20 protein-coding genes are annotated in these 22,375 nt (G+C 58.2%); 8 read left to right on the forward strand and 12 right to left on the reverse strand.

All coding sequences use genetic code 11. The annotated features are described in order from the left end of the window. From JAB8_RS25125 to dnaA, 7 genes are all read right to left on the reverse strand, one after another. Entirely contained in the window at window positions 1-1,203 is a 1,203-nt protein-coding gene (locus tag JAB8_RS25125; RefSeq protein ID WP_070291964.1) for a restriction endonuclease subunit S, read from the reverse strand. After that, window positions 1,200-2,780 carry a type I restriction-modification system subunit M gene (locus JAB8_RS25130; RefSeq protein ID WP_070291966.1) on the reverse strand — a complete coding sequence of 527 codons (1,581 nt, stop codon included), beginning with the start codon at window positions 2,778-2,780 and terminating at the stop codon, window positions 1,200-1,202. Before JAB8_RS25130 ends, JAB8_RS25125 begins: the two co-directional genes overlap by 4 nt. Before the next feature lie 115 nt (window positions 2,781-2,895). Then, complete coding sequence (locus tag JAB8_RS25135) at window positions 2,896-3,309, reverse strand: hypothetical protein (RefSeq protein WP_139143181.1); 414 nt, start codon at window positions 3,307-3,309, stop codon at window positions 2,896-2,898. A gap of 539 nt (window positions 3,310-3,848) precedes the next feature. Then, the gene (locus tag JAB8_RS28350; protein WP_070308508.1) at window positions 3,849-5,180 is read right to left on the reverse strand and encodes a hypothetical protein; all 1,332 of its coding nucleotides are present in this window, start codon (window positions 5,178-5,180) and stop codon (window positions 3,849-3,851) included. A gap of 225 nt (window positions 5,181-5,405) precedes the next feature. Then, window positions 5,406-7,904, reverse strand: a complete 2,499-nt coding sequence (gene gyrB / locus JAB8_RS25140) for a DNA topoisomerase (ATP-hydrolyzing) subunit B (protein WP_070291970.1) — start codon at window positions 7,902-7,904, stop codon at window positions 5,406-5,408. 152 nt (window positions 7,905-8,056) lie between these two features. Further along, window positions 8,057-9,163: a DNA polymerase III subunit beta gene (dnaN, locus tag JAB8_RS25145; protein WP_034754341.1), complete on the reverse strand. Its 1,107-nt coding sequence runs from the start codon at window positions 9,161-9,163 to the stop codon at window positions 8,057-8,059. Window positions 9,164-9,437: 274 nt separating this feature from the next. Beyond that, the gene (gene dnaA, locus JAB8_RS25150; protein WP_070224767.1) at window positions 9,438-10,832 is read right to left on the reverse strand and encodes a chromosomal replication initiator protein DnaA; all 1,395 of its coding nucleotides are present in this window, start codon (window positions 10,830-10,832) and stop codon (window positions 9,438-9,440) included. Between the two features lie 624 nt (window positions 10,833-11,456). Between dnaA and rpmH the strand changes: the two genes are divergently transcribed. The 6 genes from rpmH (at window position 11,457) to JAB8_RS25175 (ending at window position 15,922) form a co-directional block, all read left to right on the forward strand. Then, on the forward strand, window positions 11,457-11,591 hold the full coding sequence (gene rpmH, locus JAB8_RS28355; RefSeq protein ID WP_010401996.1) for a 50S ribosomal protein L34: 135 nt from the start codon (window positions 11,457-11,459) through the stop codon (window positions 11,589-11,591). Between the two features lie 23 nt (window positions 11,592-11,614). Next, window positions 11,615-12,052 carry a ribonuclease P protein component gene (gene rnpA, locus JAB8_RS25155; protein ID WP_071650299.1) on the forward strand — a complete coding sequence of 146 codons (438 nt, stop codon included), beginning with the start codon at window positions 11,615-11,617 and terminating at the stop codon, window positions 12,050-12,052. Next, entirely contained in the window at window positions 12,049-12,309 is a 261-nt protein-coding gene (yidD, locus tag JAB8_RS25160; RefSeq protein WP_070291972.1) for a membrane protein insertion efficiency factor YidD, read from the forward strand. Before rnpA ends, yidD begins: the two co-directional genes overlap by 4 nt. 11 nt (window positions 12,310-12,320) lie before the next feature. Next, on the forward strand, window positions 12,321-14,048 hold the full coding sequence (yidC, locus tag JAB8_RS25165; RefSeq protein ID WP_070291974.1) for a membrane protein insertase YidC: 1,728 nt from the start codon (window positions 12,321-12,323) through the stop codon (window positions 14,046-14,048). Between the two features lie 185 nt (window positions 14,049-14,233). Then, window positions 14,234-15,613 (forward strand): tRNA uridine-5-carboxymethylaminomethyl(34) synthesis GTPase MnmE, encoded by a 1,380-nt coding sequence (gene mnmE / locus JAB8_RS25170; RefSeq protein ID WP_070291976.1) that lies wholly within the window; start codon window positions 14,234-14,236, stop codon window positions 15,611-15,613. Between the two features lie 9 nt (window positions 15,614-15,622). Beyond that, on the forward strand, window positions 15,623-15,922 hold the full coding sequence (locus JAB8_RS25175) for a hypothetical protein (protein WP_070291978.1): 300 nt from the start codon (window positions 15,623-15,625) through the stop codon (window positions 15,920-15,922). A 92-nt stretch (window positions 15,923-16,014) separates the two neighbouring features. Here JAB8_RS25175 and JAB8_RS25180 read toward each other — a convergent pair whose 3' ends face one another. Next, window positions 16,015-17,712, reverse strand: a complete 1,698-nt coding sequence (locus tag JAB8_RS25180; protein WP_070291980.1) for a M1 family metallopeptidase — start codon at window positions 17,710-17,712, stop codon at window positions 16,015-16,017. Between the two features lie 179 nt (window positions 17,713-17,891). Here JAB8_RS25180 and JAB8_RS25185 point away from each other — a divergent pair, with 179 nt between their 5' ends. Further along, complete coding sequence (locus JAB8_RS25185; RefSeq protein ID WP_070224761.1) at window positions 17,892-18,089, forward strand: hypothetical protein; 198 nt, start codon at window positions 17,892-17,894, stop codon at window positions 18,087-18,089. 18 nt (window positions 18,090-18,107) lie between these two features. On the opposite strand, the gene JAB8_RS25190 is transcribed toward JAB8_RS25185, so the two are convergent. Beyond that, entirely contained in the window at window positions 18,108-18,689 is a 582-nt protein-coding gene (locus JAB8_RS25190; RefSeq protein ID WP_254679594.1) for an Hpt domain-containing protein, read from the reverse strand. A gap of 158 nt (window positions 18,690-18,847) precedes the next feature. Next, window positions 18,848-19,798 (reverse strand): CAP domain-containing protein, encoded by a 951-nt coding sequence (locus tag JAB8_RS25195; protein WP_343216119.1) that lies wholly within the window; start codon window positions 19,796-19,798, stop codon window positions 18,848-18,850. 267 nt (window positions 19,799-20,065) lie between these two features. Here JAB8_RS25195 and pssA point away from each other — a divergent pair, with 267 nt between their 5' ends. Next, on the forward strand, window positions 20,066-20,806 hold the full coding sequence (pssA, locus tag JAB8_RS25200; protein WP_254679595.1) for a CDP-diacylglycerol--serine O-phosphatidyltransferase: 741 nt from the start codon (window positions 20,066-20,068) through the stop codon (window positions 20,804-20,806). Window positions 20,807-20,809: 3 nt separating this feature from the next. Here the strand turns inward: pssA and JAB8_RS25205 are convergent, their stop codons facing one another. Then, on the reverse strand, window positions 20,810-21,736 hold the full coding sequence (locus JAB8_RS25205) for an aldo/keto reductase (protein ID WP_070291984.1): 927 nt from the start codon (window positions 21,734-21,736) through the stop codon (window positions 20,810-20,812). A 56-nt stretch (window positions 21,737-21,792) separates the two neighbouring features. Further along, the gene (locus JAB8_RS25210) at window positions 21,793-22,356 is read right to left on the reverse strand and encodes a TetR/AcrR family transcriptional regulator (RefSeq protein ID WP_217494248.1); all 564 of its coding nucleotides are present in this window, start codon (window positions 22,354-22,356) and stop codon (window positions 21,793-21,795) included. Window positions 22,357-22,375: the final 19 nt, after the last annotated feature.

Below are 22,375 nucleotides of genomic sequence, written 5' to 3' on the forward strand. Positions count from 1 at the left end.
TTATGCAGATACCTCTTCCGGCTTTGGGAAGCTAAACAGGAGATTACGATAGTACGCATATTGCTTCTTACGCAATTCGATTTCGCGTGGCAATCCTTCGCTGATCGAATTAGTCAGGGCATCGAACTTATCGAGAATGGCGGCAATGCGAGCTTGTTCGGCAAGCGATGGAGTGGGTATCGGAAAATTTAAAAACATTGGTCTACGAAGTGAGGTAACAGATGAACTCACCGATGCTTTCTGTATGTACACATAGAAATATGATCTTATGCAGTGATATACAAATCGGGGATGCATCATTTCACGCGGAACGATACGGTATGCTCGTTGATGCAGCGCATATTTACCTTGGGCATAATGAAATACTTTTCCTACACCTGCACCATCCCCTGCAGTGATGATCGCAGTTTCATCAAAATCAAACTCGTTTAGTCTTAACGGCGCACGACCGCGGGCATAAAAAATATATTCGCCATCGTCAATGGAGTCTTGAGTATCATGACTACCCGTGCCAATTGTTGCCACATCCCCAAGCGTCTTCCACTCCACGCTCCCATCTTCAAAATGCAACAACTGATCACGATAGTAATTGTATTGTTTTTTTCGGACGGTAAGCTCGGTGGTAAGCTCAGTGGTAAGCTCGGTAAACGCGTCCAGGATGCTGACAATTTTGGATTGGATTTCAAGCGATTTTTTGGGGTTTTCTGGGCAAGGAATGGGGATACTTATTTTCGCCATGTCAGCGGCAGAAACATCGATCACCTTTGTTCCTTTTGCATACTTTCTTTTCTCGCTTGAAAACACTTCTGTCTGGGTGAAATAGGCAAAGTATTTACCCAAAATACACTCGCCTGGTTTAAAGACGGTTGCATGACCGCCGGTGACAGCTTGTATCTCGCCAAGATACACCAGTGCCTTACCCACATCTTCAAGGTTTTCGCTTGTATTTGTAATTACAACATCACCTTTTTCAACTTTTCGTAGTTGTTTAGCGAGCTCTGGCGAAACGAAGGATTTTGTTTTAATGGTAGATAGATCGTAGTAAGTATAAATCTGGCCGTAGTGAATGGCGGGAACGCCTGATTCCGTGAAATCCTTCTTCTGCAATCCGTTGCCGCGAACCAACTCACCAAGCTCACTCAGTGCCTTCCACTCCACCTTAACACCATCTAGCAGTTTCTCCATAAAGCTCAAGCTGCTCATGCTTTCAGCTCCTCTCCTTCAATCTCAGCAACAATCGCATCGATGTCTTTCCGTAGTCGGTCGATTTTAGTAACTGTAGTCATAAGCTCGGCATTGATCTTGGTAATGTCCACTACCTCGCGGTTATCCCTGGCTTCGATATAGCAGCTGACAGACAAGTTGTAGTCGTTGGCAGCGACGGTATCAAGACTTACCGCTTTGGCGAAGTGATCAACATCTTTCTTGCTATCAAACACCTGCATGATCTGCTGAATGTGCCCAGGATTTTTCTCGTCGTCGTTATCAATGAGGATGTTGTTATTAATTTCTTTCTTGAACAGCCCGCTGGCATCAATGAACTGGGTATTGGTGTCTTTCTTGTTCTTCGCCAGCACCAGAATATTCACGGAAATCGTGGTGCCAAAAAACAAGTTAGGTGCAAGCGAAATCACCGTTTCCACATAGTTGTTATCGACCAGATACTGGCGAATTTTCTGTTCGGCACCCCCGCGATAAAAAATTCCCGGGAAGCAGACAATAGCAGCTCTACCTTTGCTTGAAAGGTAGCTAAGAGCATGCAGCACAAAGGCGAAGTCTGCCTTGGACTTTGGAGCTAGCACGCCCGCAGGCGCAAATCGGTCATCGTTAATCAGGGTGGGATCATCCAAGCCGATCCACTTGACCGAATACGGTGGGTTAGAGACGATGGCATCGAACGGTTTGTCATCCCCAAAATGCGGATCTCGCAGAGTGTCGCCCAGCTGGATGTTGAACTTGTCATAGTTGATGTTATGCAAGAACATGTTCATCCGAGCCAGGTTATATGTGGTGTGGTTGAGTTCCTGCCCAAAAAATCCATCTTCGATGATGTGAGCGTCGAAGTGTTTTTTTGCTTGAAGCAGCAACGAGCCTGAGCCGCAGGCTGGATCGTAAATCTTATTGACGCTAGTTTGCTTGTGCATTACAAGCTGGGCGATCAACTTGGAGACATTCTGCGGCGTGAAAAACTCACCGCCTGATTTACCTGCATTCGCAGCATAATTCGAGATAAGAAATTCGTAGGCATCGCCAAACAGATCAATGTGGCTGGCATCGAAGTCGCCGAAATCCAGTTCAGCCACGCCCTTGAGCACGGCAGCCAAGCGAAGATTTTTGTCCTTCACCGTGTTACCGAGGCGGTTACTGGTGGTGTCGAAATCGGCAAACAAGCCTTTGATGTCGTGCTCCGAAGGATAGCCGTTGGCGGAACTTTCGATGTCAGAAAAAATGGCAGCTAGATCGGTATTCAGACTTTCGTTGTTATTGGCTTTGGCGCTCACATTGACAAACAACTGGCTGGGGTAGATAAAGTAACCCTTGGTTTTGATGGCATCATCTTTAGCCCCTACAATGTTCTCATCATCGTCATTCATTGCAGCGTAGTCCACTGACGCATCGCCACCGGTAATATAGTCCGTGAAGTTCTCACTGATAAAGCGATAAAACAGAGTACCGAGCACGTACTGCTTGAAGTCCCAGCCATCGACTGCACCACGGACATCGTTAGCGATAGCCCAAATCTGGCGTTGCAGGGCGGCACGTTGTTGACTACTGGTCATTAATTTATTCCTATTTCAATACAATTTTTTGCTCATTCTATCTTAGGAGTACAGAGGGCTCGGATTGAGCGCTTCGTGATCGCTTTCGGATGCCGCTCAAGCAATACCCTGATCATCACTTTAGAGCTCTTTCCTCTTGTTTTCGAGAAAAGAATTTAGCCACGCTGCGACGCCGCAAGCGATTGAACAGATAACCGTGATCTAAAGGTTGTTTAAGTACAACCCGGACGCTGTGGACAGGGTGATCCTCTTCTCTTGGATATGTGGTGGCCGTGTAGTCCATGTCCTTGACGGCAAGACCTGCTTCTTCCAAGTGCTGATCGGCGATGACCTTGAAGTGCTGCATGAAATCGCCCGTAATCCCGTAGGACTTCTTCGCCCCTTTATCGTCGATCTCGATCCTGAATTTACTTGCCAGAATTTCTGGAATGATCTTTTCCAGTAAGCCGATCAGGGTGTAATCCATCATCGGCTGGGCCTGCCCAACGAAATGGGCCATACGCCAGGCTGCAATGATGAACGTGATCAAGTCGATGCACCACAGCATACGAGCACAACAATCCGAAGGACACGCTCAAGCACTTCTGCACAGCCATCCTGTGCTATCAGGGCAAAGTAGTAAATGGGCGCCATCGCCTCCGTGCCTGCACCGAGCTTGGCATCGTACCACGCTACGAAGACTTTCCGCAGCCAACGATGCTGAAATGTAGACTACGGTGGTTAGCATCAATTTGCATCGCCGCTACCTGGATGTCAGCCAACGTGTGCTGATTGCAGCCCGCCTTTGCAATACTGGACTGGGAACGAATCAGCATACCGCCGGGGCGGTATCCCAGCAGCAGCTTGCACAGGATCTGAACATCTCCACCGATTCGATCTCCCTGCTGGCAGAAGGTTTGCAAGTAATGAAGGCATGGGGCTTCACTTTAAGACCAGTGCGGTCTGGGGCACTTAGTTATCTCTCAATTGCCGGGCCACGCACGAAGAGAAACGTGAGCTTGGATGAACTCGGGGATATGGTCGAGCCAATGCGGGGCCGTCTTGTCATCAAGCTCGACACCTATGCATTTAGCGTCGTGTTTCACGGGAGACGACGACCGCTCTGCCAGTGCTCAGGTGAGTCTGCACCATCTCGAAAATGGCCTTTGATTGGTCGCTTCTACTGCCAAGCCATCCGCCATGCACGTGATCCGAAAATTGAGAATTCGTTAAGTAGCGCGGAGCTCCCTTAAACGAAATGCGTGTCCCATTTTGTGGCCCCTTTGGCCCACCTGGTCCGAGCAAAAAGCGAACATACTCCCGGGAGCAATACATACCTTTTACAAGCTCTCCCGTGGCTGCCTGAATCCCACGATTTGGTACGAATTTGAAAAAAAATCCGTCATCGTTTAGACGAAAATGTTTGTGTTGCGATGCAGTGCTTTGAACTTTCGTTGATATATAAAATTGGTCCATTCGATCCAATTCTGCATGGATATTACTATCCTGGCGATACACCATTTCCCCATTTTCATCTCGCATTAACTTGTATTGAACGAGAGTGAACATGTCAAAAATGGAGTTGTAGTAGATCAGGTCTACCCCCATCGTCGTTTCCAATGAATTGCGATTCGCGTAAACAACATCCAGTCGTCGATCACCCAGATTAAAGGTGGAACCGCCGAGTTGATGCAGCGCTGTGGCCCCTTGCCAGTTCATAAGATCGTGTTGAAGTGCGGACTCCTCCTGTATATACCGACTAGGCAGCCCGAGTAAGAATGACGATTCGTCAGCGGGCTTTAAGGTACCAGTTTCGCCGTCAGCGTTCAGGACGACATCCGTTTCAACAGGCGCCCACTGACTCAGCACTTCTTCACGCAGTCCGGTGCCGCCAGAAAATATATCTAGCGAGATACCAATAGCCTCTCGCTCCTGCAACGCGACCTCAGCAGATGGACCGCTGAGTCGCACCCCCGAAAGACGCTGAAGAGATAAAACTCTGTCGATTTCAGCCGCAATATGTGGACGAAGTTCTTTAAGCGCAATGATCAAGGAATGCCATGTGGCTGTCGGAAACGCGCCCCCCACACCACTAGATGCGCGAATGAAATGTGATTTTATTCCTGCGCCCAACCGGGCGGTGATATCTGAGACTTGGATACCTTCCAGGCCAACAAACGAAGTGAACTCGACGCGCTGTTTTGCAGTGACAACCGTCTTGCCTCGTTTAGCTAGACAAATATAGTCAATGGTTGACTCCGAAAAACCGAGCAACGCGACGCAAACTTTGCCGACACTCCAGTCGCGAATGCTCAATGCATCTGAAAACGTAGTAGGAATACCAGAAGATCCTTTATCAAGTACTTGTTCGAGTCGAGCCTCGTCAAAGTAGACTAAAAATCCTTCTTTTTTAGATGTCATTATTTTTCGTCCTTTGATATTCAGTCACCGAAAATCACGACCTGAGTCTCCGGCCGCACGCAACAAGAAGCTACCTGGAAACGAAAAAGCCCACGAATCAAAATTCGAGGGCTTTTTTATCAATTATGTTGCGGGCCACACGCGCTATCGAGACGCCCCGTTGAATAAAAATCTCAATGGTTGCGTCTCAAAATATCAGATTATGGGTTCTGCCACAAGTCGCAGTTACACGTCGATATTGCCCGCGCGCAGCGCGTTGTTTTCGATGAAGGCGCGGCGTGGTTCCACGTCGTCGCCCATCAGGGTCGTGAAGATCTGGTCCGCCGCAATGGCGTCTTCGATCTGCACTTTCAACAGGCGGCGCACGGTCGGGTCCATTGTCGTTTCCCACAGCTGGTCCGGGTTCATTTCGCCCAGACCTTTGTAGCGCTGTTTCGAGACCGTGCGTTCGGCTTCGTCGCGCAGCCATTGCATGGCTTGGTGGAAGTCGACCACGGCGATTTCCTTCATGCGCTCGCCTTCGCCGCGGCGGACAAACGCGCCTTCGCCGATCAGGCCTTCGAAGGTGGCGGCGCCGCTGCTCAGCACGGCGTAGTCCGGGCCTTGCACGAAGTCGGCGTCGATGGCGCTGACTTTGATGTTGCCGTGGTGCATGCGCTCGATGCGCAGCATGTGTTTTTCCGACAAGTCGTCGGAACGCACATGCACTTTCACGGCGCTGTCGTTGATGGCCGTCTGCAGGGCCAGGGCGGAGGTTTCCGCCAGGTCCAAGGTCGACAGGTCCAGCTGTACGCCCGTCATGATGGCCGTCAGGGCGGCGCGGTCGATGACGCGCGTCAGACGCGTCATGATGGTGTTCGACAGGTTGAACTTGCGCACCAGTTCCGTCAGGGTGTCGCCGGAAATGCCTTCCGCGCCTGTGCGCGGCACCAGCACGGCCGTGTTCAGCGCCACCGTCATCATGTAGCTTGCTTCTTCGGCGTCATCTTTCAGATAGCGCTCGTCGCGGCCTGCTTTCACCTTGTACAGCGGCGGTTGCGCGATGTAGATGTGGCCGCGCTCGACCAGTTGCGGCATCTGGCGGTAGAACAGGGTCAGCAGCAGGGTACGAATGTGGGCGCCGTCGACGTCCGCATCGGTCATGATGATGATGCGGTGGTAGCGCAGCTTCTCGACGTTGAATTCGTCCGGTCCGATCGAGGTGCCGAGGGTGGCGATCAGGGTGGTGATCTGCTCCGACGACAGCATTTTCTCGAAACGGGCTTTTTCCACGTTCAAGACTTTACCGCGCAGCGGCAGAATCGCCTGGAACTTGCGGTCGCGCCCCTGTTTTGCCGAGCCGCCTGCCGAGTCACCCTCGACGATGTACAGTTCGCACAGGGCGGGGTCCTTTTCCTGGCAGTCGGCCAGCTTGGCCGACAGGCCCAGGCCGTCCATGATGCCTTTGCGGCGCGTCAGGTCGCGGGCCTTGCGGGCCGCTTCACGGGCACGTGCCGCTTCGACGATCTTGCCGCAAATGATCTTGGCGTCGTTCGGTTTTTCTTGCAGGTAATCGGCCAGGGTCTTGGCGACGATCTCTTCGACAGGACCGCGCACTTCGCTCGATACCAGCTTGTCTTTCGTCTGCGACGAGAATTTCGGTTCCGGCACTTTTACCGACAGGACGCAGGTCAGGCCTTCGCGCATGTCGTCGCCGCTGATTTCCACTTTCGCCTTCTTGGCGAACTCGTGTTCATCGATGTATTTGTTGATCACGCGCGTCATGGCCGCGCGCAAGCCCGTCAGGTGGGTGCCGCCGTCGCGTTGCGGGATGTTATTCGTGAAGCACAACACCTGTTCATTGTAGGCATCGTTCCACTGCATCGACACGTCGACCGAGATGTTCGTGTTCTGGTCCGACAGGCGCTCGCCCGTAGCCTGGAAAATCGTCGGGTGCAAGACCGATTTGGCCTTGTTGATGTATTCGACGAAGCCGCGCGTGCCGCCTTCGAAAGCGAAGATTTCTTCCTTGCCCGTGCGCTGGTCGGACAACTTGATGTTGACGCCATTGTTCAGGAAGGACAGTTCGCGAATGCGCTTGGCCAGGATTTCGTAGTGGAATTCCACGTGCGTGAAAATCTCTTCGTCGGCCCAGAAGTGCACGTCGGTGCCGCGTTTGTCGGTGTCGCCGATGACCTTGATCGGGGAGGTGGCGACGTCGCCGACCATGACGATCTGGCGGTCTTGCGGCACGCCGCGCACGAATTCCATGTAATGGACCTTGCCGTCGCGGCGGATGGTCAGTTTCAGCAATTTCGACAGGCCATTCACGCAGGACACGCCCACGCCGTGCAAACCGCCCGACACTTTATAGGAGTTCTGGTCGAACTTGCCGCCCGCGTGCAGTTCCGTCATGACGATTTCCGCCGCCGAACGCTTCGGGTCGTGCTTGTCGTCCATTTTCAGGCCGGTCGGCACGCCGCGGCCATTGTCGGTGATCGAGATCGAATTGTCGCTGTGGATGGTGACGTGGATTTCCGTGCAGTGGCCGGCCAGCGATTCATCGATGGAGTTGTCCAGCACTTCGAATACCAGATGGTGCAAGCCGGTGCCGTCCGAGGTGTCGCCAATGTACATGCCCGGGCGTTTGCGTACGGCTTCCAGGCCTTCCAGGATCTGGATGGAGGAGGCGCCGTATTCTTCCGTTTTGGCCTGGATCGGGGTGTCTTGTGGATTCTCGGACATGGACTGCTTTCTCAAATAACGATTGCTGATTGATTCGGGGCTGCTGGCTGATGACCGCAGGTCGGATTAGCCGGAACGGCGTAACCCGACAGACGGCGCTCAGCATGTCGGATGACGCTGCGCTCATCCGACCTACGTCACTGCTGTGGTCTTTAGATCCGCATCGGCATGACGACATACTTGAAGTCGGCATTGTCCGGGATGGAGATCAGGGCGGACGAGTTCGAGTCGCCCAGCGCGATATTGACGTATTCGCACTTCAGGTTGTTCAGCACGTCCAGCAGGTAGGTCACGTTGAAGCCGATGTCGACGGAGTCGCCGCCGTAGTCGATTTCCAGCTCTTCGACGGCTTCTTCCTGGTCCGCATTGGTCGAGCTGATCTTCATGCTGCCCGGGGTGATGATGCAGCGCACGCCCTTGAACTTGTCGCTGGTCATGATGGCGGCACGTTGCAGCGAGCGCAGCAGTTCATCGCGGCCGATGGTGAAGTCGTTTTTGTAGCCTTTGGGAATCACGCGCGTGTAGTCGGGGAACTTGCCTTCCACCAGCTTCGAGATCAGCTCGATGTCGGCAAAGGTCAGTTTCACCTGGTTGGCGGCGATGTCCAGCTGCACCGGCTCATCGTTCTCTTCCAGCAGGCGCTGCAGTTCGATGATGGTCTTACGCGGAATAATGACTTCCTGGCGCGCGAACGTCTGCTCGGTGGCGACCTGGCAAAACGCCAGGCGGTGGCCGTCGGTGGCCACGGCGATGACATTATTACCATCCAGAACCAGCAGCAAGCCGTTCAGGTAATAGCGGATGTCTTGCTGCGCCATTGAGAAATGCACCATGTTGAACAGGTGCTTCAGCGTTTTTTGGGGCAGGGTGACGGACGCGTTGTAGCTCTCCGCCTGTTGCACGGTTGGAAACTCTTCCGCCGCCAGGGTTTGCAGGGCGAAGCGCGACTTGCCCGTTTGCACGGTCAGGCGCTTGTTGAGCAGGGTCATCGTGACGTCGCCCGATTCGGGCAGGGCGCGCAAAATGTCGAGCAGCTTGCGCGCGGCCACGGTGGTACCGGTGACGTCCGCGCCGGAACCGATTTCCGCGTGCGTGGTGATCTGCACTTCAGTGTCGGTCGACAGGAAGGACACATTTTCACCGTCTTTGCGGATGAGGATATTGGCCAGAATCGGCATAGTGTGCCGACGCTCGACAATACCGCTCACGATCTGCAGTGGCCGGAGAAGGGTATCTCGGGTGGTTTTGACCAATTGCATATTTATCCTCAATGTATAGGTTGAACAGTACGACGTTTAACGTATTAATTTAACAATTCTTGCCATAGGGAGCCCCGACAGACCGGCTGCGGTGCCCTCCCAGATGATAAGGGTAAAGCACGTTTTGAGCCAGTCTTGCCCAGTCGTGCTTGCAACGCCTGACAAAACCGTAGCGAGCGGCAGTGAGTCGTGGCCGAGACGCGGAGCTGTGCTTTAGCACAGTGAGCATCGGAGGCCGCGAATCGCGACGCGCAGTAGGTTTGGTCAGGCGTTCTTAGCCTTTCAATGTTTGCTCCAGTACATGCAGTTCATGGTTGCATTCCGGATTCTTGGTGCGGTCCAGCGCGATCTTGCGCACGGCATGCAGCACCGTGGTGTGGTCGCGGCCGCCGAACAGCTCGCCGATTTCCGGCAGACTCTTCTGTGTCAATTCCTTGGCCAGGTACATGGCGATCTGGCGCGGCCGGGCGATATTCGCGGGGCGGCGCTTCGAATACATGTCGGCCACCTTGATATTGAAGAAGTCGGCCACCGTTTTCTGGATGTTTTCCACGGAAATCTGGCGGTTCTGTACCGACAGCAAGTCCTTCAGGGCTTCCTTGACGATATCGATGGTGATGTCTTTGCCATGGAAACGCGAGTACGCCAGAATTTTGCGCAGCGCGCCTTCGAGTTCGCGCACGTTCGAGCGCAGGTGCTTGGCGACAAAGAAGGCCACGTCGTCGGAGAAGGTCACGCCTTCCTGCTTGGCTTTTTTCAACAGAATCGCCACGCGCATTTCCAGTTCCGGCGGTTCGATGGCCACCGTCAGGCCCGAGTCGAAGCGCGAAATCAGGCGGTCGTCCATGCCCGTGATTTCTTTCGGATACGTATCCGAGGTGATGATGATCTGTTTCTTCGCAGCAATTAATGCCTCGAACGCATAGAAAAACTCTTCCTGCGTGCGGCTCTTGCCGCCAAAGAACTGGATATCATCGATCAGCAGCATGTCGAGCGAGTGATAGTAGTGCTTGAAATCGTCGAAACCCTTACGCTGGTAAGCGGTCACTACGTCGCGAACGTACTGTTCCGCGTGGATGTAGCGGATCTTCGCGCCCGGATTGTCGGCCATTACTTGGTTGCCGATGGCATGGATCAAGTGGGTCTTACCCAGGCCGACGCCGCCGTAGAAGAACAGCGGGTTATACGACACGCCCGGATTGTTCGCCACCTGGATGGCGGCGGCGCGCGCCAGCTGGTTGGCCTTACCGGTCACGAAGCTGTCGAAGGTCAGGTCGGTGTTGATGCGGCTCTGCTCGCGGCGCGGCGCGGCGCCGATGCTCAGTTCCGGCACGCTGGGCTGCGGCTCCGCCGGGCGGGCGCTGGGCGCGCCGCCATTCGGATCGCTGGCCGGGGTGCTGGCGGTGACTGGCTTTTTCGGCAGGGCCAGGCGCGGGTCGAGCACGAACTGCACTTCCGTCGGCGCTTCGAAATACTGTATGGCCAGCGCCGTGATGCGGCTGGCGAACTGGGTCTTGACCCAATCGAGCTTGAAGCGATTGGGCGCAGCAATGCGCAGCTTGCCCTCTTCGTAATCGAGAGGGATAAGCGGTTTGATCCACGCACTGAATTGTTGCGGTGTCAGCTCCAGTTCCAACTGCGCGGAACAGGCCTGCCAGAAATTATCCATGTATGTCTATGTGAAAAGGTGTGGGAGGGCGTATCGATTCTGCCCTGCGGTCACCGTGTTGCAAGGCCGGCGTCGCGCGAGGGCTCGCCACACGTAACGCGCTATTCTACTCCCGACTGCCAAAGTTATCCACAGGCACGACGCTTATTTTTGTGTGGCGGGGTGGGGCGCCATGTGTATAAGAAGCGACTTATCCCCCGGTTATCCCGTCACAGGCAGTGCTGGCGCGGCCTGCGGCGCAGTTGTGGAGCCGCGCGGAAATTTCCTGTGGATCACGGCAATCCTTGACAAGAGGGGGGCATATGCTGAATAATTCAGGGTTCCCCGCCCGTATTCCGTGTTTATTCATTTGGAACGACAATATGGACTAAGCGTGGATTAACGACGCAGTACCAAATCGTAGCGAGCGGTGATGAGTTGTGGCTGAGGCGCGCAACTGTGCGAAGGCACAGTGAGCACCGGAGGCCGCAAATCGCTCCGCGTAGTCGATTTGGTGCGCGTTCAAGCGGGCGATGAGATTGGCCAGCTTGTGCCTTGGCATAAGTGCGCGATTGTCATTGGCACCAAAAACTGACGGGACGTCAGACCCGATTTTGCATTTTTTTTGTTTTTAGCGAGACCAACATGAAACGTACTTACCAACCTTCCGTCGTTCGCCGCAAGCGTACGCACGGCTTCCGCGCTCGTATGGCTACCCGTGGTGGCCGTGATGTGCTCAACGCACGTCGCGCAAAGGGCCGCAAACGTCTGGCCGTCTAGGCTTGTCGTTGACAGCTGATCGCGTGGCTAGCTGTACTCCAGTCGGCAATCAACGCGAAGGTTCACACGACTTCGCGCGCTTTCGGCGTATCGTTAAAACGGATGAATTTTCATCCGTTTTTCGTTTGCGCCCTTCGCAAAAAACAGCGCATTTTGTGCTGTACACCCGACACAATCAATTGCCGCATGCGCGGCTGGGCGTCGTTGTGGCCAAGCGTTTCGCGCCGCGCGCGGCGACCCGCAACACGATCAAGCGCGTCACGCGCGAGCTGTTTCGCAACAGCGCGATGCCGCCGGTCGACTGCGTGGTGCGTTTGTCGCGCGCCGTCAACAGCAAGGATGGCCCGGCCACCACGAGCAAGCTCAAAGCCGAGCTGCGTGAAGAATTGAGCCGCCTGTTCGCGGCGCAAATCGCCGCCCAGGCCCGTTCTGTTGCTGCGCCACCACCATCCGCGCCATGAAAACCCTGCTGCTGTTCCTGCTGCGTGCTTATCAGTTGCTGATCAGCCCCATACTGGGACAGAATTGCCGTTTCTATCCGAGCTGTTCGCATTACGCGATGGAAGCGCTGCGCGTGCACGGTACGGCCAAGGGCAGCCTGCTGGCTGCCAAGCGCCTGTGCCGTTGCCACCCCTGGAATGAAGGGGGCGTCGACCCGGTGCCGCCGGCCGATGGCAAACAATCTTCAACGACCGCTTGCGGTTGCAACCACTCCTGACAAATACCCTAATGGATATCAATAAACGTACCATCCTGTGGATCGTGTTTTCCGTCTCGCTGGTAATTCTCTGGAACGAATGGATGATCTCGAACGGCAAGCCGTCGATGTTCTCCGCGAACACGGAACAAACCGCCAAGGCGCCTGTCACCCCGGCCAAGACGGCCGCCCTGCCTGCTGCCGGCGCGACCGCCGTGCCTGGCGAAGCGACCGATCCCGCCGCGTTCAAACGCGAAGTGATTACCATCACCACCGACGTCATCAAGGTCGATATCGACACCCTGGGCGGCCAGGTCAAGCGTCTGGAATTGCTGAAGTTCAAGGGCGCGGGCAATCCGGGCTGGTTCGGCGGCTGCTTCGGCCTGTTCAAATGGTGCCAGCCTGACGAAGGCAAGCAAAACGAAGTGCTGTTCGACGAAGGCGCGAACCATACCTACCTGGCGCAGTCGGGCCTGGTCGGCGGTCCTTTCCCCACCCACGCGAGCGGTTTCACCGTGCAGCCTGGCGTGCGCACCCTCGGTGACGGCAAGCAAGTGCAACTGGTGATGGAAGCGGTCGAAGGCGGCGTCAAGCTGACCAAGACGTTTACGTTCAAGCGCGGCGACTACGTCATCGACGTGCGCCACGACGTGGCCAACGTGGGCGCGGCCCCTGTCACGCCGCAGCTGTATCTGCAACTGACGCATGACGGCAACAAGCCGGTCGGCGACTCGTTCTTCAACAGCAGCTTCACGGGTCCGACCCTGTACACGCCGCAAGACAAGTACCAGAAGCTGACGTTCGAGAAAATCGAAAAAGCGGCCGTGGAAGACGAGAAGAAGGGCAACGACAACGCCATGAAAGGCCTGCATCCGGCCACGGCGAATGGCGGCTGGTTTGCGATTTCGCAACACTTCTTCGTGTCGGCTTTCGTTCCGCCTGAAAACGCCAAGCGCGACATCTTCACGAAAAAGCTCGGCACCAACCTGTATGCCATCGGCAACGTGCTGCCATTGCCTACCCTGGCGCCAGGCGCCACGGCCAGCATGGACAGCAAGCTGTACTCGGGTCCGCAAATCGCGCACCTGCTGGAAAACGTTTCGCCTGGCCTGGAACTGGTCAAGGATTACGGCTGGCTGACCATCATCGCCAAGCCGATCTTCTGGGTCATGGAACACATCCACAGCGTGCTCGGTAACTGGGGCTGGACCATCATCGCCTTCACGATCCTGATCAAGCTGGCGTTCTTCCCATTGTCGGCCGCCGGCTACCGCAGCATGGCCAAGATGAAACTGGTCACGCCGAAGATGCAGGCGATCCGCGAGCGCTACAAAGGCGATCCGCAAAAGATGAACCAGGCCACGATGGAGCTGTACAAGACGGAAAAAATCAATCCGCTGGGCGGCTGCCTGCCGATCCTGATCCAGATGCCCGTCTTTATCGCCCTGTACTGGGTGCTGAACGCGTCCGTGGAAATCCGCGGCGCGCCATGGATCGGCTGGATCACCGACCTGGCCCAGCATGACCCATGGTGCATCCTGCCGGTGCTGTACGCGATCTCGATGTACATCACGACCAAGCTGAACCCGGCCCCGGCCGATCCGATGCAGGCGAAGATGATGCTGTTCATGCCGTTGGCATTCTCGGTGATGTTCTTCTTCTTCCCGTCGGGCCTGGTACTCTACTGGGTCGTCAACAACGTCCTGTCGATCGGCCAGCAATGGGTGATCACCAAGAAATACGCGCCGTCCACTGTGTAAGCAGGGTTAGCGAAGTAAAAGCCCGCCTAGTGCGGGCTTTTTAATTCTTGTAGGTCGGATTAGCGTGGCAAGGCCACGCGTAATCCGACACTATCGCCAGCGTGTGCTGCGTCGGCTTACGCGCTGCGCGCTAAGCCGACCTACGTTGCTGCACCTTCCCTTGCCGTACCTATTACAATATCCCCATGAAACTCGACTCTTCCCCTATCGCCGCCATCGCCACCGCCCCCGGGCGCGGCGGCATCGGCGTGGTACGCGCCTCCGGCAAAAATCTCGCCCCGCTGATGACGGCCCTGTTCGGTGCGCAAACGCTGAAACCGCGCCACGCCACCTATCTGCCGTTCACGGAAGCCGATGGCAGCATCATCGACCAGGGCATCGCCATTCACTTCAAGGGCCCGCATTCGTACACGGGCGAAGACGTGCTGGAATTGCAGGGCCACGGCGGCCCCATCGTGCTGCAGCTGCTGCTGGCGCGCGTGCTCGAAGCGGGCAAGGACAGCGGCTTGCGCCTGGCCGAACCGGGCGAATTCACGCGCCGCGCTTTTCTCAATGACAAGCTGGACCTGGCGCAAGCCGAAGCCGTGGCCGACCTGATCGACGCCTCGACGGAAGCGGCGGCCAAGTCCGCCTCGCAATCGCTGTCGGGCGCGTTCTCGAACACCATCCACGCGCTGGTGGAACAGGTGACGGGTTTAAGGATGCTGGTCGAGGCGACCCTGGACTTTCCGGAAGAGGAAATCGATTTCCTGGAAAAATCGAATGCGCGCGGCCAGTTGAAAGCCGTCATCGAAGCGTTGCATAAAGTGTTTGCCCAGGCGGCGCAGGGCGCGCTGCTGCGCGAAGGCCTGAACGTGGTGCTGGCCGGCCAGCCGAACGTGGGTAAATCGTCGCTGTTGAACGCGCTGGCGGGCGCCGACGTGGCCATCGTCACGCCGATCGCCGGCACCACGCGCGACAAGGTCAGCGAAACCATCCAGATCGAAGGCATTCCGCTCAACATCATCGATACGGCCGGCATCCGCAGCGCGGGCGACACCATCGACGCCGTCGAGCGCATCGGCATCGAGCGCACCTGGGGCGAGATCGGCAAGGCGGACGTGATTTTGCACCTGCTTGACGCAGATCATGGCCCCACGCTGGCCGATGAAACCATCGTCGCCGCCTTCCCGGAAGGCGTGCCCGTGGTGCGCGTGTGGAACAAGATCGATCTCTCTGGCCACAAGCCCGGCGTCGACAACATGCCGGACGCCACCCACGTGTATCTGTCGGCGCACGAGCACATCGGTATCGACCTGCTGCGCGCGGAACTGTTGCGCATCGCCGGCTGGCAGCAGACGGGCGAATCGCTGTACCTGGCGCGTGAACGCCATCTGATCGCCTTGAAATCGGCCGGCAAGCATCTCGATATCGCCGCCGCGCACGCGGCGCAGGACGACCAGTCGCTGGACCTGTTCGCCGAAGAGCTGCGCCTGGCGCAGGTGCAGCTGTCGAGCATCACGGGCGAGTTTTCGCCTGACGATCTGCTGGGCGTGATCTTCAGCCGTTTCTGCATCGGCAAATAAGGAGGTGCGATGAAGCTGCTGCTTGTTCTGCTGTTCAGTTTCCTGCCCCTGCTGGCCGGTGCGCAGGAAAAGTTGCCGCAAGACGTGGCGAAATTCGTCGAAAATGCGCAGATGTGCGAGCACTTCGCCGGCGAATGGGATGACAACGACAAGGCGCGCCAGCGCGAGATCACGCAAGCCGTGGCCAGCTCGTGCGGTCAGGCGCAGCGGCAGTGGAAGCGCTTGCGCGTGAAATACGCGAAGCAGCCGAAGCTGCAACAAGTCATTGCCGAGAATGCCAATGACGCGGTCAGGAGCTTTCGGAAATAAGTCCGAACGGCGAAAAGGCCGGGGTCAGACCCTCAACACCGCTAACACAAAGGTCATCGCTCAGGTGCGAGGGGGTCTGACCCCAGGTTTTGTCACCCCTTCCTCCCCTTCGCCTGTTCTTCCCTGAACTTCTGGAACGCCTCGATATGCTCGGCGCGGCGCAGCACGCGCGAGTGCGGGTCGAGCGTGTACGTGGCGCCCGCCGGCAGGGGCAGTTCGCCGAAGCCCAGCGACATGGGAACGGTATGGATTTCTTTGCCGATACGCACTTCCACCGGCATCGGGAAGGCGATGTCGGCAGGCGTCTTCCATAGCAGGCGCAAGGTGTCGCCGTCGCGCACGGCGGACAGTTCCGGCAATGCCGCCTGGTACAGATAAACCTGGAAGAACCAGTCGTAATTGCTGCCCGTGACTTTGTTGACGATGGCCATGAATTCCGCCGTGCTGCCGTAGCGCGGCTGGAACTGGCCCGGCAGCGGCTGTTCCGTGCCGTAGACGAGCAGGCGCACGGCGCGGAAGAAGGCCTCGTCGCCGATCAGGCCGCGCAAGGTGTGCAGCACCAGCGCCCCTTTCACATACAGGTCGCCGCCCGGTCCGCCCTTTTTCTGGTCGTAGACTTCTTCCTCGCTTTTCGGCTTGCCCGAGACCATGGGCGCCTTGTTGACGATGCCGGCGCGCATTTGCTGCAACGAAGCAAAATACTCTTGCTCGCCCCGCAGGTATTGCATGTACAGCGGCTGCATATACGTGCCGAAGCCTTCGTGCAGCCACATATCGTCCCAGTTGCTGTTGGTGAGCTGGTTGCCGAACCATTCATGGGCAAACTCATGCTGCAGCAATTCATCGTAGCCATAGCTGGTCTTGGCGAATTTGTTGCCATAGGCATTGATGGTCTGGTGTTCCATGCCCTTGTGCGGGGTTTCGGCGATGCCGACTTTCTCATCGCCAAACGGGTAGGGGCCGATGACGCTTTCAAAAAAGTCCAGCATGGGCGGCAATTCCGCGAACAGGGCGCCCGCCTTGGCCTCGCTTTCCGGCAAGTACCAGAATTGCAGGGGGATGCGGTTGCCGTAGCGGCTCGCATACTCGCCCTGCAGGCTGCGGTAGGGCGCCACGTTCAGGGCGATGCCATAGGTGCTCGGATGTTTGGCGCGCCAGTGCCAGGTGCGCCAGCCGTCGGTCTCATCCATGCCGAGCGCTATGCCGTTGCCGGCCGCCACCAGCGGCGCCGGTACCTGGATGTGCTGGTCGATCAGCCGGGCCTTGCCCATCGGGTGGTCGATGCAGGGCCAGAACAGGTCGCAGCCTTCGCCTTGCACGGCGCTGGCGATCCACGGCGCGCCATCGGCCGTGCTCGACCACACCATGCCGCCATCCCACGGCGCTTTCACGGCGACGTGCGGCACGCCGTGGTAGACGATGCGGATGGTGGTGCGCGCGCCTGCCGCGAGGGTGGCCGGCAAGGTCATGCTCAGGCGGCCGTCCGGGTTGGCATAGTCTTGCGGCCGCAGCGCCTTGCCGTCGATTTCGATGGCATCGACGGGCAGGTTGCGGTCCAGGTCCAGCGCGAAACGCGAGATCGGCTGCGTGGCCAGGAAGGTCAGGCGCGCATCGCCGGCAATGCTGCGGCGGGCCGGATCGATGCGCAGGGTCAGGTCGGCATGTTCGAATACCACCGCCAATTGTTCCGTCGTGCGTTCGGCACCCGAATTGAGGGTGTAGGCGGTGGGCGCGCGCGTGGCGCAGGCGCTGAGCAGCAGGCAGGAGAGCAACAGGGGGATGTGTTTCATGGCGTGCGCGCAAGTGAACGGAGCACTGATTGTAGTGTGAAGTGACAACGTTGTCGTTTGGAAATTTCAAGGTGCCGATGGGGCAAGCGTGGCCACGGTTGAGAAATGTCATGGGCTTCAAACTGTGCTGACGTAATCTTGCTGAGCGGCCTTGAAGTGCCGCTAGGAAAGGAAGCGCCATGGACAGCGAACAGCCGGAAGTCGTGGAAAGCAGGGGCATGGCGGCGCCGCCATTGCCTTCCCTGCCGCAATTGATCGCAGCGCTGCCGCCGAAAGGTGCATGCTGGTACTGCGACAAGCCGCTCGATGCCGTGCGCCGCTTCTGTTGCAAGAGTTGTTGCGTGGCGTATGCGGAAGAGGCGCAGTTCAACAGCTGAGCGGCAGCTCGCTGTGCGCTAGCGGCGCCGCAGCAGCGCCGCCAGGGCGCCTTCGAAATCGAACTCGTGCGCGGCGGCGGCCACCTCCTGGTACACGTTCACGCCCAGGCTGGCCGCGAGCAGGCTGGCCGAGTTTTCCAGGATGTCGATGGCCGCGCCGTCGCCTTCGCGCAAATGGCTGGCCAGGCGCGCCAGCAGCAGCTGGATGGCGGGCGCGGCCGGGTCGGGCGCCACGTCCTGCGCCGCCGTGTGGTTTGCCTCCGGCGTGCCCAGCATGCTGCTGACCGCGCCGAGCAATTGATCCTGCGCCAGTTCCAGCTGCAGCATCTGCTGGGCCAGGTCGGGCGCTTGCGCACGCAGTGCCGATTCCAGGGTTTCCGACAGGTTGTGCACATGGCGCGCCCCGATCATGCCGGCGGCGCCTTTCAGGGTATGCGCTTTCAGGCGCGCGGAAACGTAGTTGCCCGTGTCGAATTCGGCGCGGATCTGGCACGGCGTGGTGCCGTGGTCGTGCAGGAAGCGGCGCAGGATTTTCAGGTACAGGATGCGGTCGCCCATGATGCGGCCCAGTCCGTTCTCAACGTCGAGAATGCGGACCATGTCGGATGCCGCAACGGCGGCATCATCATCGCAAGTGGCGTGTGGTTTCAGCATGCTGTGCAGAGCGCCCCAAAACTTGTCAATTGCTGTAAAGCAGGAACCACCATTTTACATCCAGTCGTCCATGACGCTGCGCCCGCTTGGCGGGGCGAGTCGCCCTAGCGCGTGCTGAATGACCAGCTCTGCGTGACGTCCGCGCCATTGACTTTCCCGATGAAACTCACGTCATAGCTGGTGTTCGCGTTCAAGGCCGCCAGCGGGATGATGGATGCGGCCGAGACGGGCGTATGCACGTCGTTGCCGCTGGTAAGCAGGCGCACGGCCAGGTCCGCGGCGGCGCCGCGCTGGCGCACGCTGAACGCCGTCACGCTGACGGGCGTGCCGTAATTGGCATGCACGCTGATCGGGTAGCCGACCACGTCCTGGTTCGGCACGGGATCGGGCGATTCGTTATTGCTGGAAAAACTGACGGCCACCTTCTGCTGTCCGCTGTAGGGGTAAGTGACGATCTGTCCCGCCGCCAGCCCCGGGCCATAGCTGCGGTTGCCGGCCAGGTCGGTGGTGAAATACGCATAGCCGGCGCTGCTGACGGCCGCGCCCGCGCCGCCTTCCTTGAACAGCGGCTCGAAAATGACGAAGCGGTGATAGATGGCCGTGACCAGTTCTTCGGCCAGGTAAAAGCCGGACGTGTTGCTCGCGCCGGCGATTACTTCGCCCTGCAGCGAGGTGACGACGTAGCCGGCCTTGGCCAGGCGGTCGCCCAGTGTGACGCCTGTAAAGCCGGGCTTGCCCTGCACCTGTTCGTGCGCCACCGTATTGTTGAGATTGAGATAGCTGGAATGGCCGAGGGCCGCGCTGTCGATCAGGCTATTGCGCACCAGCGGCGACAGGCCGATCTGGCTGCGCCGGTAGTTGAACCAGTTGAAGCCATCGGTGGCAATATTGTTGCTGAGAACGGGAGCACCCGGCTCCTGCGTCAATTGCCCGGCCGGGGTCGAGTTGCTCAGCGGCGTATTGCCGCTATCGCTGCCGCCGCCGCAGGCGCTCAGCAGGGCTGCGCTCAGCAGGGCAGGTATCCAGTATTTCCAACGCAGTGACGAGGCAATCAAGTCGACTCCTGTAGAGGTAGGCGGGCAGCGGTGGGGGCAGCGTGCTGTCCTGTAAAACGATTCTAAGGTATTTTGATCACGCGTAGAGCATCCGTGAAAAGATATGTCGCGCTCGTGCGGGGACGGTGCCGCCGCTGCGCAGGGTAGAATGGGCGCAGCGCAGCGTTTGCCGCTGCATTGCCTTACTTCCGATTTTTTTGATTGCCCATACATTTGAACACATTGCCCAAGTCGCGCCTGCAGCGCGCCAAATATGCCTTGCCCAGCATGGTGACTTTGCTTTCGATAGCCTGCGGTTTTGCCAGCATCGTCATTTCCGTCGACAACGCCGCCGTGGGCGACGCGGATGCCTACCGGCTGGCGGCGGCGCTGCTGGTGCTCGCCGGCGTGTTTGACGCGCTCGACGGCTACGTGGCCCGGCTGACGGGAACCAGTTCGCAGTTCGGCGTGCAGCTCGATTCGATCGCCGACGTGATGAATTTCGGCTGCGCCCCGGCCGTCCTGTTGTATTGCTACGGCTTCGTGCAGATGGGCGTGCACGATCCGCTGCTGCTGCGCTTTGGCGGCATGGCCAGCTTTTTCTTTGTCGCCTGCGGGGCCATGCGCCTGGCGCGCTTCAATGTGAACGTGGGGCGTACCGATCCCCTGTATTTCGTCGGCATGCCGATCACGGCCGGGGCCGCTTGCGTGGCGGCGGTGGTGGTAGCCTGGCCGGCGCCCATCGATTCCATGCTGCACAGCTATCTGCTGATGCTGCTGCTCGTCGGCGTGGGCAGCCTGATGGTGTCGACCTTGCGTTTCCCCAGCTCCAAGCAAAAGAAAAGCATGGCCGCGCTGCTGGTGCTGATCCTTGCCATCGCCCTGCTGGTGTGGCTGAAGACGAGTTTCTTTGCCCTGTTCTTCGCCGTCTACATCGCCGCCACCCTGCTGCTCAACCTGGCGTGGCATCTGGGCTGGCGCGGTATTGCCTTACCCCAGGTTTTTAACGACCCGGATGAGATTGATTAAACGTTAAGCCACCTCGTGCCCGCGCGCGGCGCGCAGGATGGCGAACCAGTCGCTGCGGCTGAGCGTGAACTGCGTGCCTTCCACGGCCACGCCCACGGCCTCGATGCGGCCCGTGCCCGTCAGCGGCAGGGGGCGGCAAGGCAATTGCATGATCCAGGCAAACACCACGCTGGCAAACGGACGCTGCAGCTGGTCGGCGATCTGCTTGATGACATTGCGCAAATTCTCCACATTCGCATCGCCACCCTGGAACAGGCGCCCGCCCGCCAGCGGCGACCAGATCATCGGCGCCACCCCCACGTCCTGCAAGCCGTCGAAGGTTTCGTCGAACAGGGGCGCCACGTGCAGCGGCGAGCATTCCACCTGGTTCGTCACCAGCGGGAAGCGCCGGTGCAGGCATTCGAACTGGTGGCGGCTGAAGTTCGACACGCCAAAGTGCAGCACCTTGCCATCTTTCTGCAATTGGGTAAACGCGCCGGCGATCTCGTCGAAATCCATCAGCGGGTCGGGACGGTGGATCAGCAGCAGGTCCAGGCGGTCCGTCTGCAGCTGGCGCAAGCTGTGTTCCACGGAGCTGGTGATGTGCGCCGCGCTCGTGTCGTAGTGCTGGATGGCGTGGCCGGGACGGTGCGGCGAGAGCAGCTTGATGCCGCACTTGCTGACGAGCTCCATCTTGTCGCGCAAGCCCGGCTGCAGGGCCAGCGCTTCGCCAAACAGCCCTTCGGCGCTGTAATCGCCATAGATATCGGCATGGTCGAAACTCGATACGCCCAGCGCCAGGCATTGCTCGATGAAAGCCAGGCGCTGCTGCGCCGACATATTCCACTCGCCGATGCGCCACATGCCGGCGACGATGCGCGACAGTTCGGGACCGTTGCTGCTTAAACGGCTGCGCGGCGCTTGCAGACTGGCGGGAAATACATGGCTCATGGGCTGGCTTTCTGGTGGTGACGTGATGGGACTCGCCACGATTATAGCCAGCTAATCTACAGCATGCTGCGGATAAAGCGGCAGCAACGCTCCTGCAGGGCATCGTCGAGCTGGCCGCCCAGTTGCATCTGGTACACGAGCGCCGATTGCAGCATGAAGGCGAACAGGCGCAGGTCGAGGTCGGCGCGCACGCCGATGTTGACCAGGCGCTGCACCACCAGGGTGATCCATGGCGCGACGATCTGCTCGCGAAAGCGCAGCTGGGCCGCCGCATCATTGTGGATCAGCACCAGCAGGTCGCAGGTGAAGCGGCCGTCGGCGTTCAGGTTGTCGAAGATGCGCGCGCAGATCGCTTCGATTTCCTGGCCGTCCGGCATGTCGAGCGCGCGCTGCAGCTTCTCCGCCGTGCGCTTGACGAGCGCGTCGAGCAGCATGTCTTCGCGCCGCGGCCAGCGCCGGTAGATCGTCTGGCGCCCCACGCCGGCCACGTCGGCCACCATCTGTATCGTCACCGCCTCCAGTCCATGCTGGCGCACCAGCATGACGATCGCTTCCAGTACCGCATCTTCCACGCCCGCCTTGCGCGGGCGGCCACGCACCGGTACCTCTTTTGTAGTCACGTCTCACCTGTCTCTGAAT

Origin of the sequence: Janthinobacterium sp. HH106 (assembly GCF_001758725.1) — a bacterium.
In the GTDB taxonomy this organism is placed as follows: domain Bacteria; phylum Pseudomonadota; class Gammaproteobacteria; order Burkholderiales; family Burkholderiaceae_D; genus Janthinobacterium.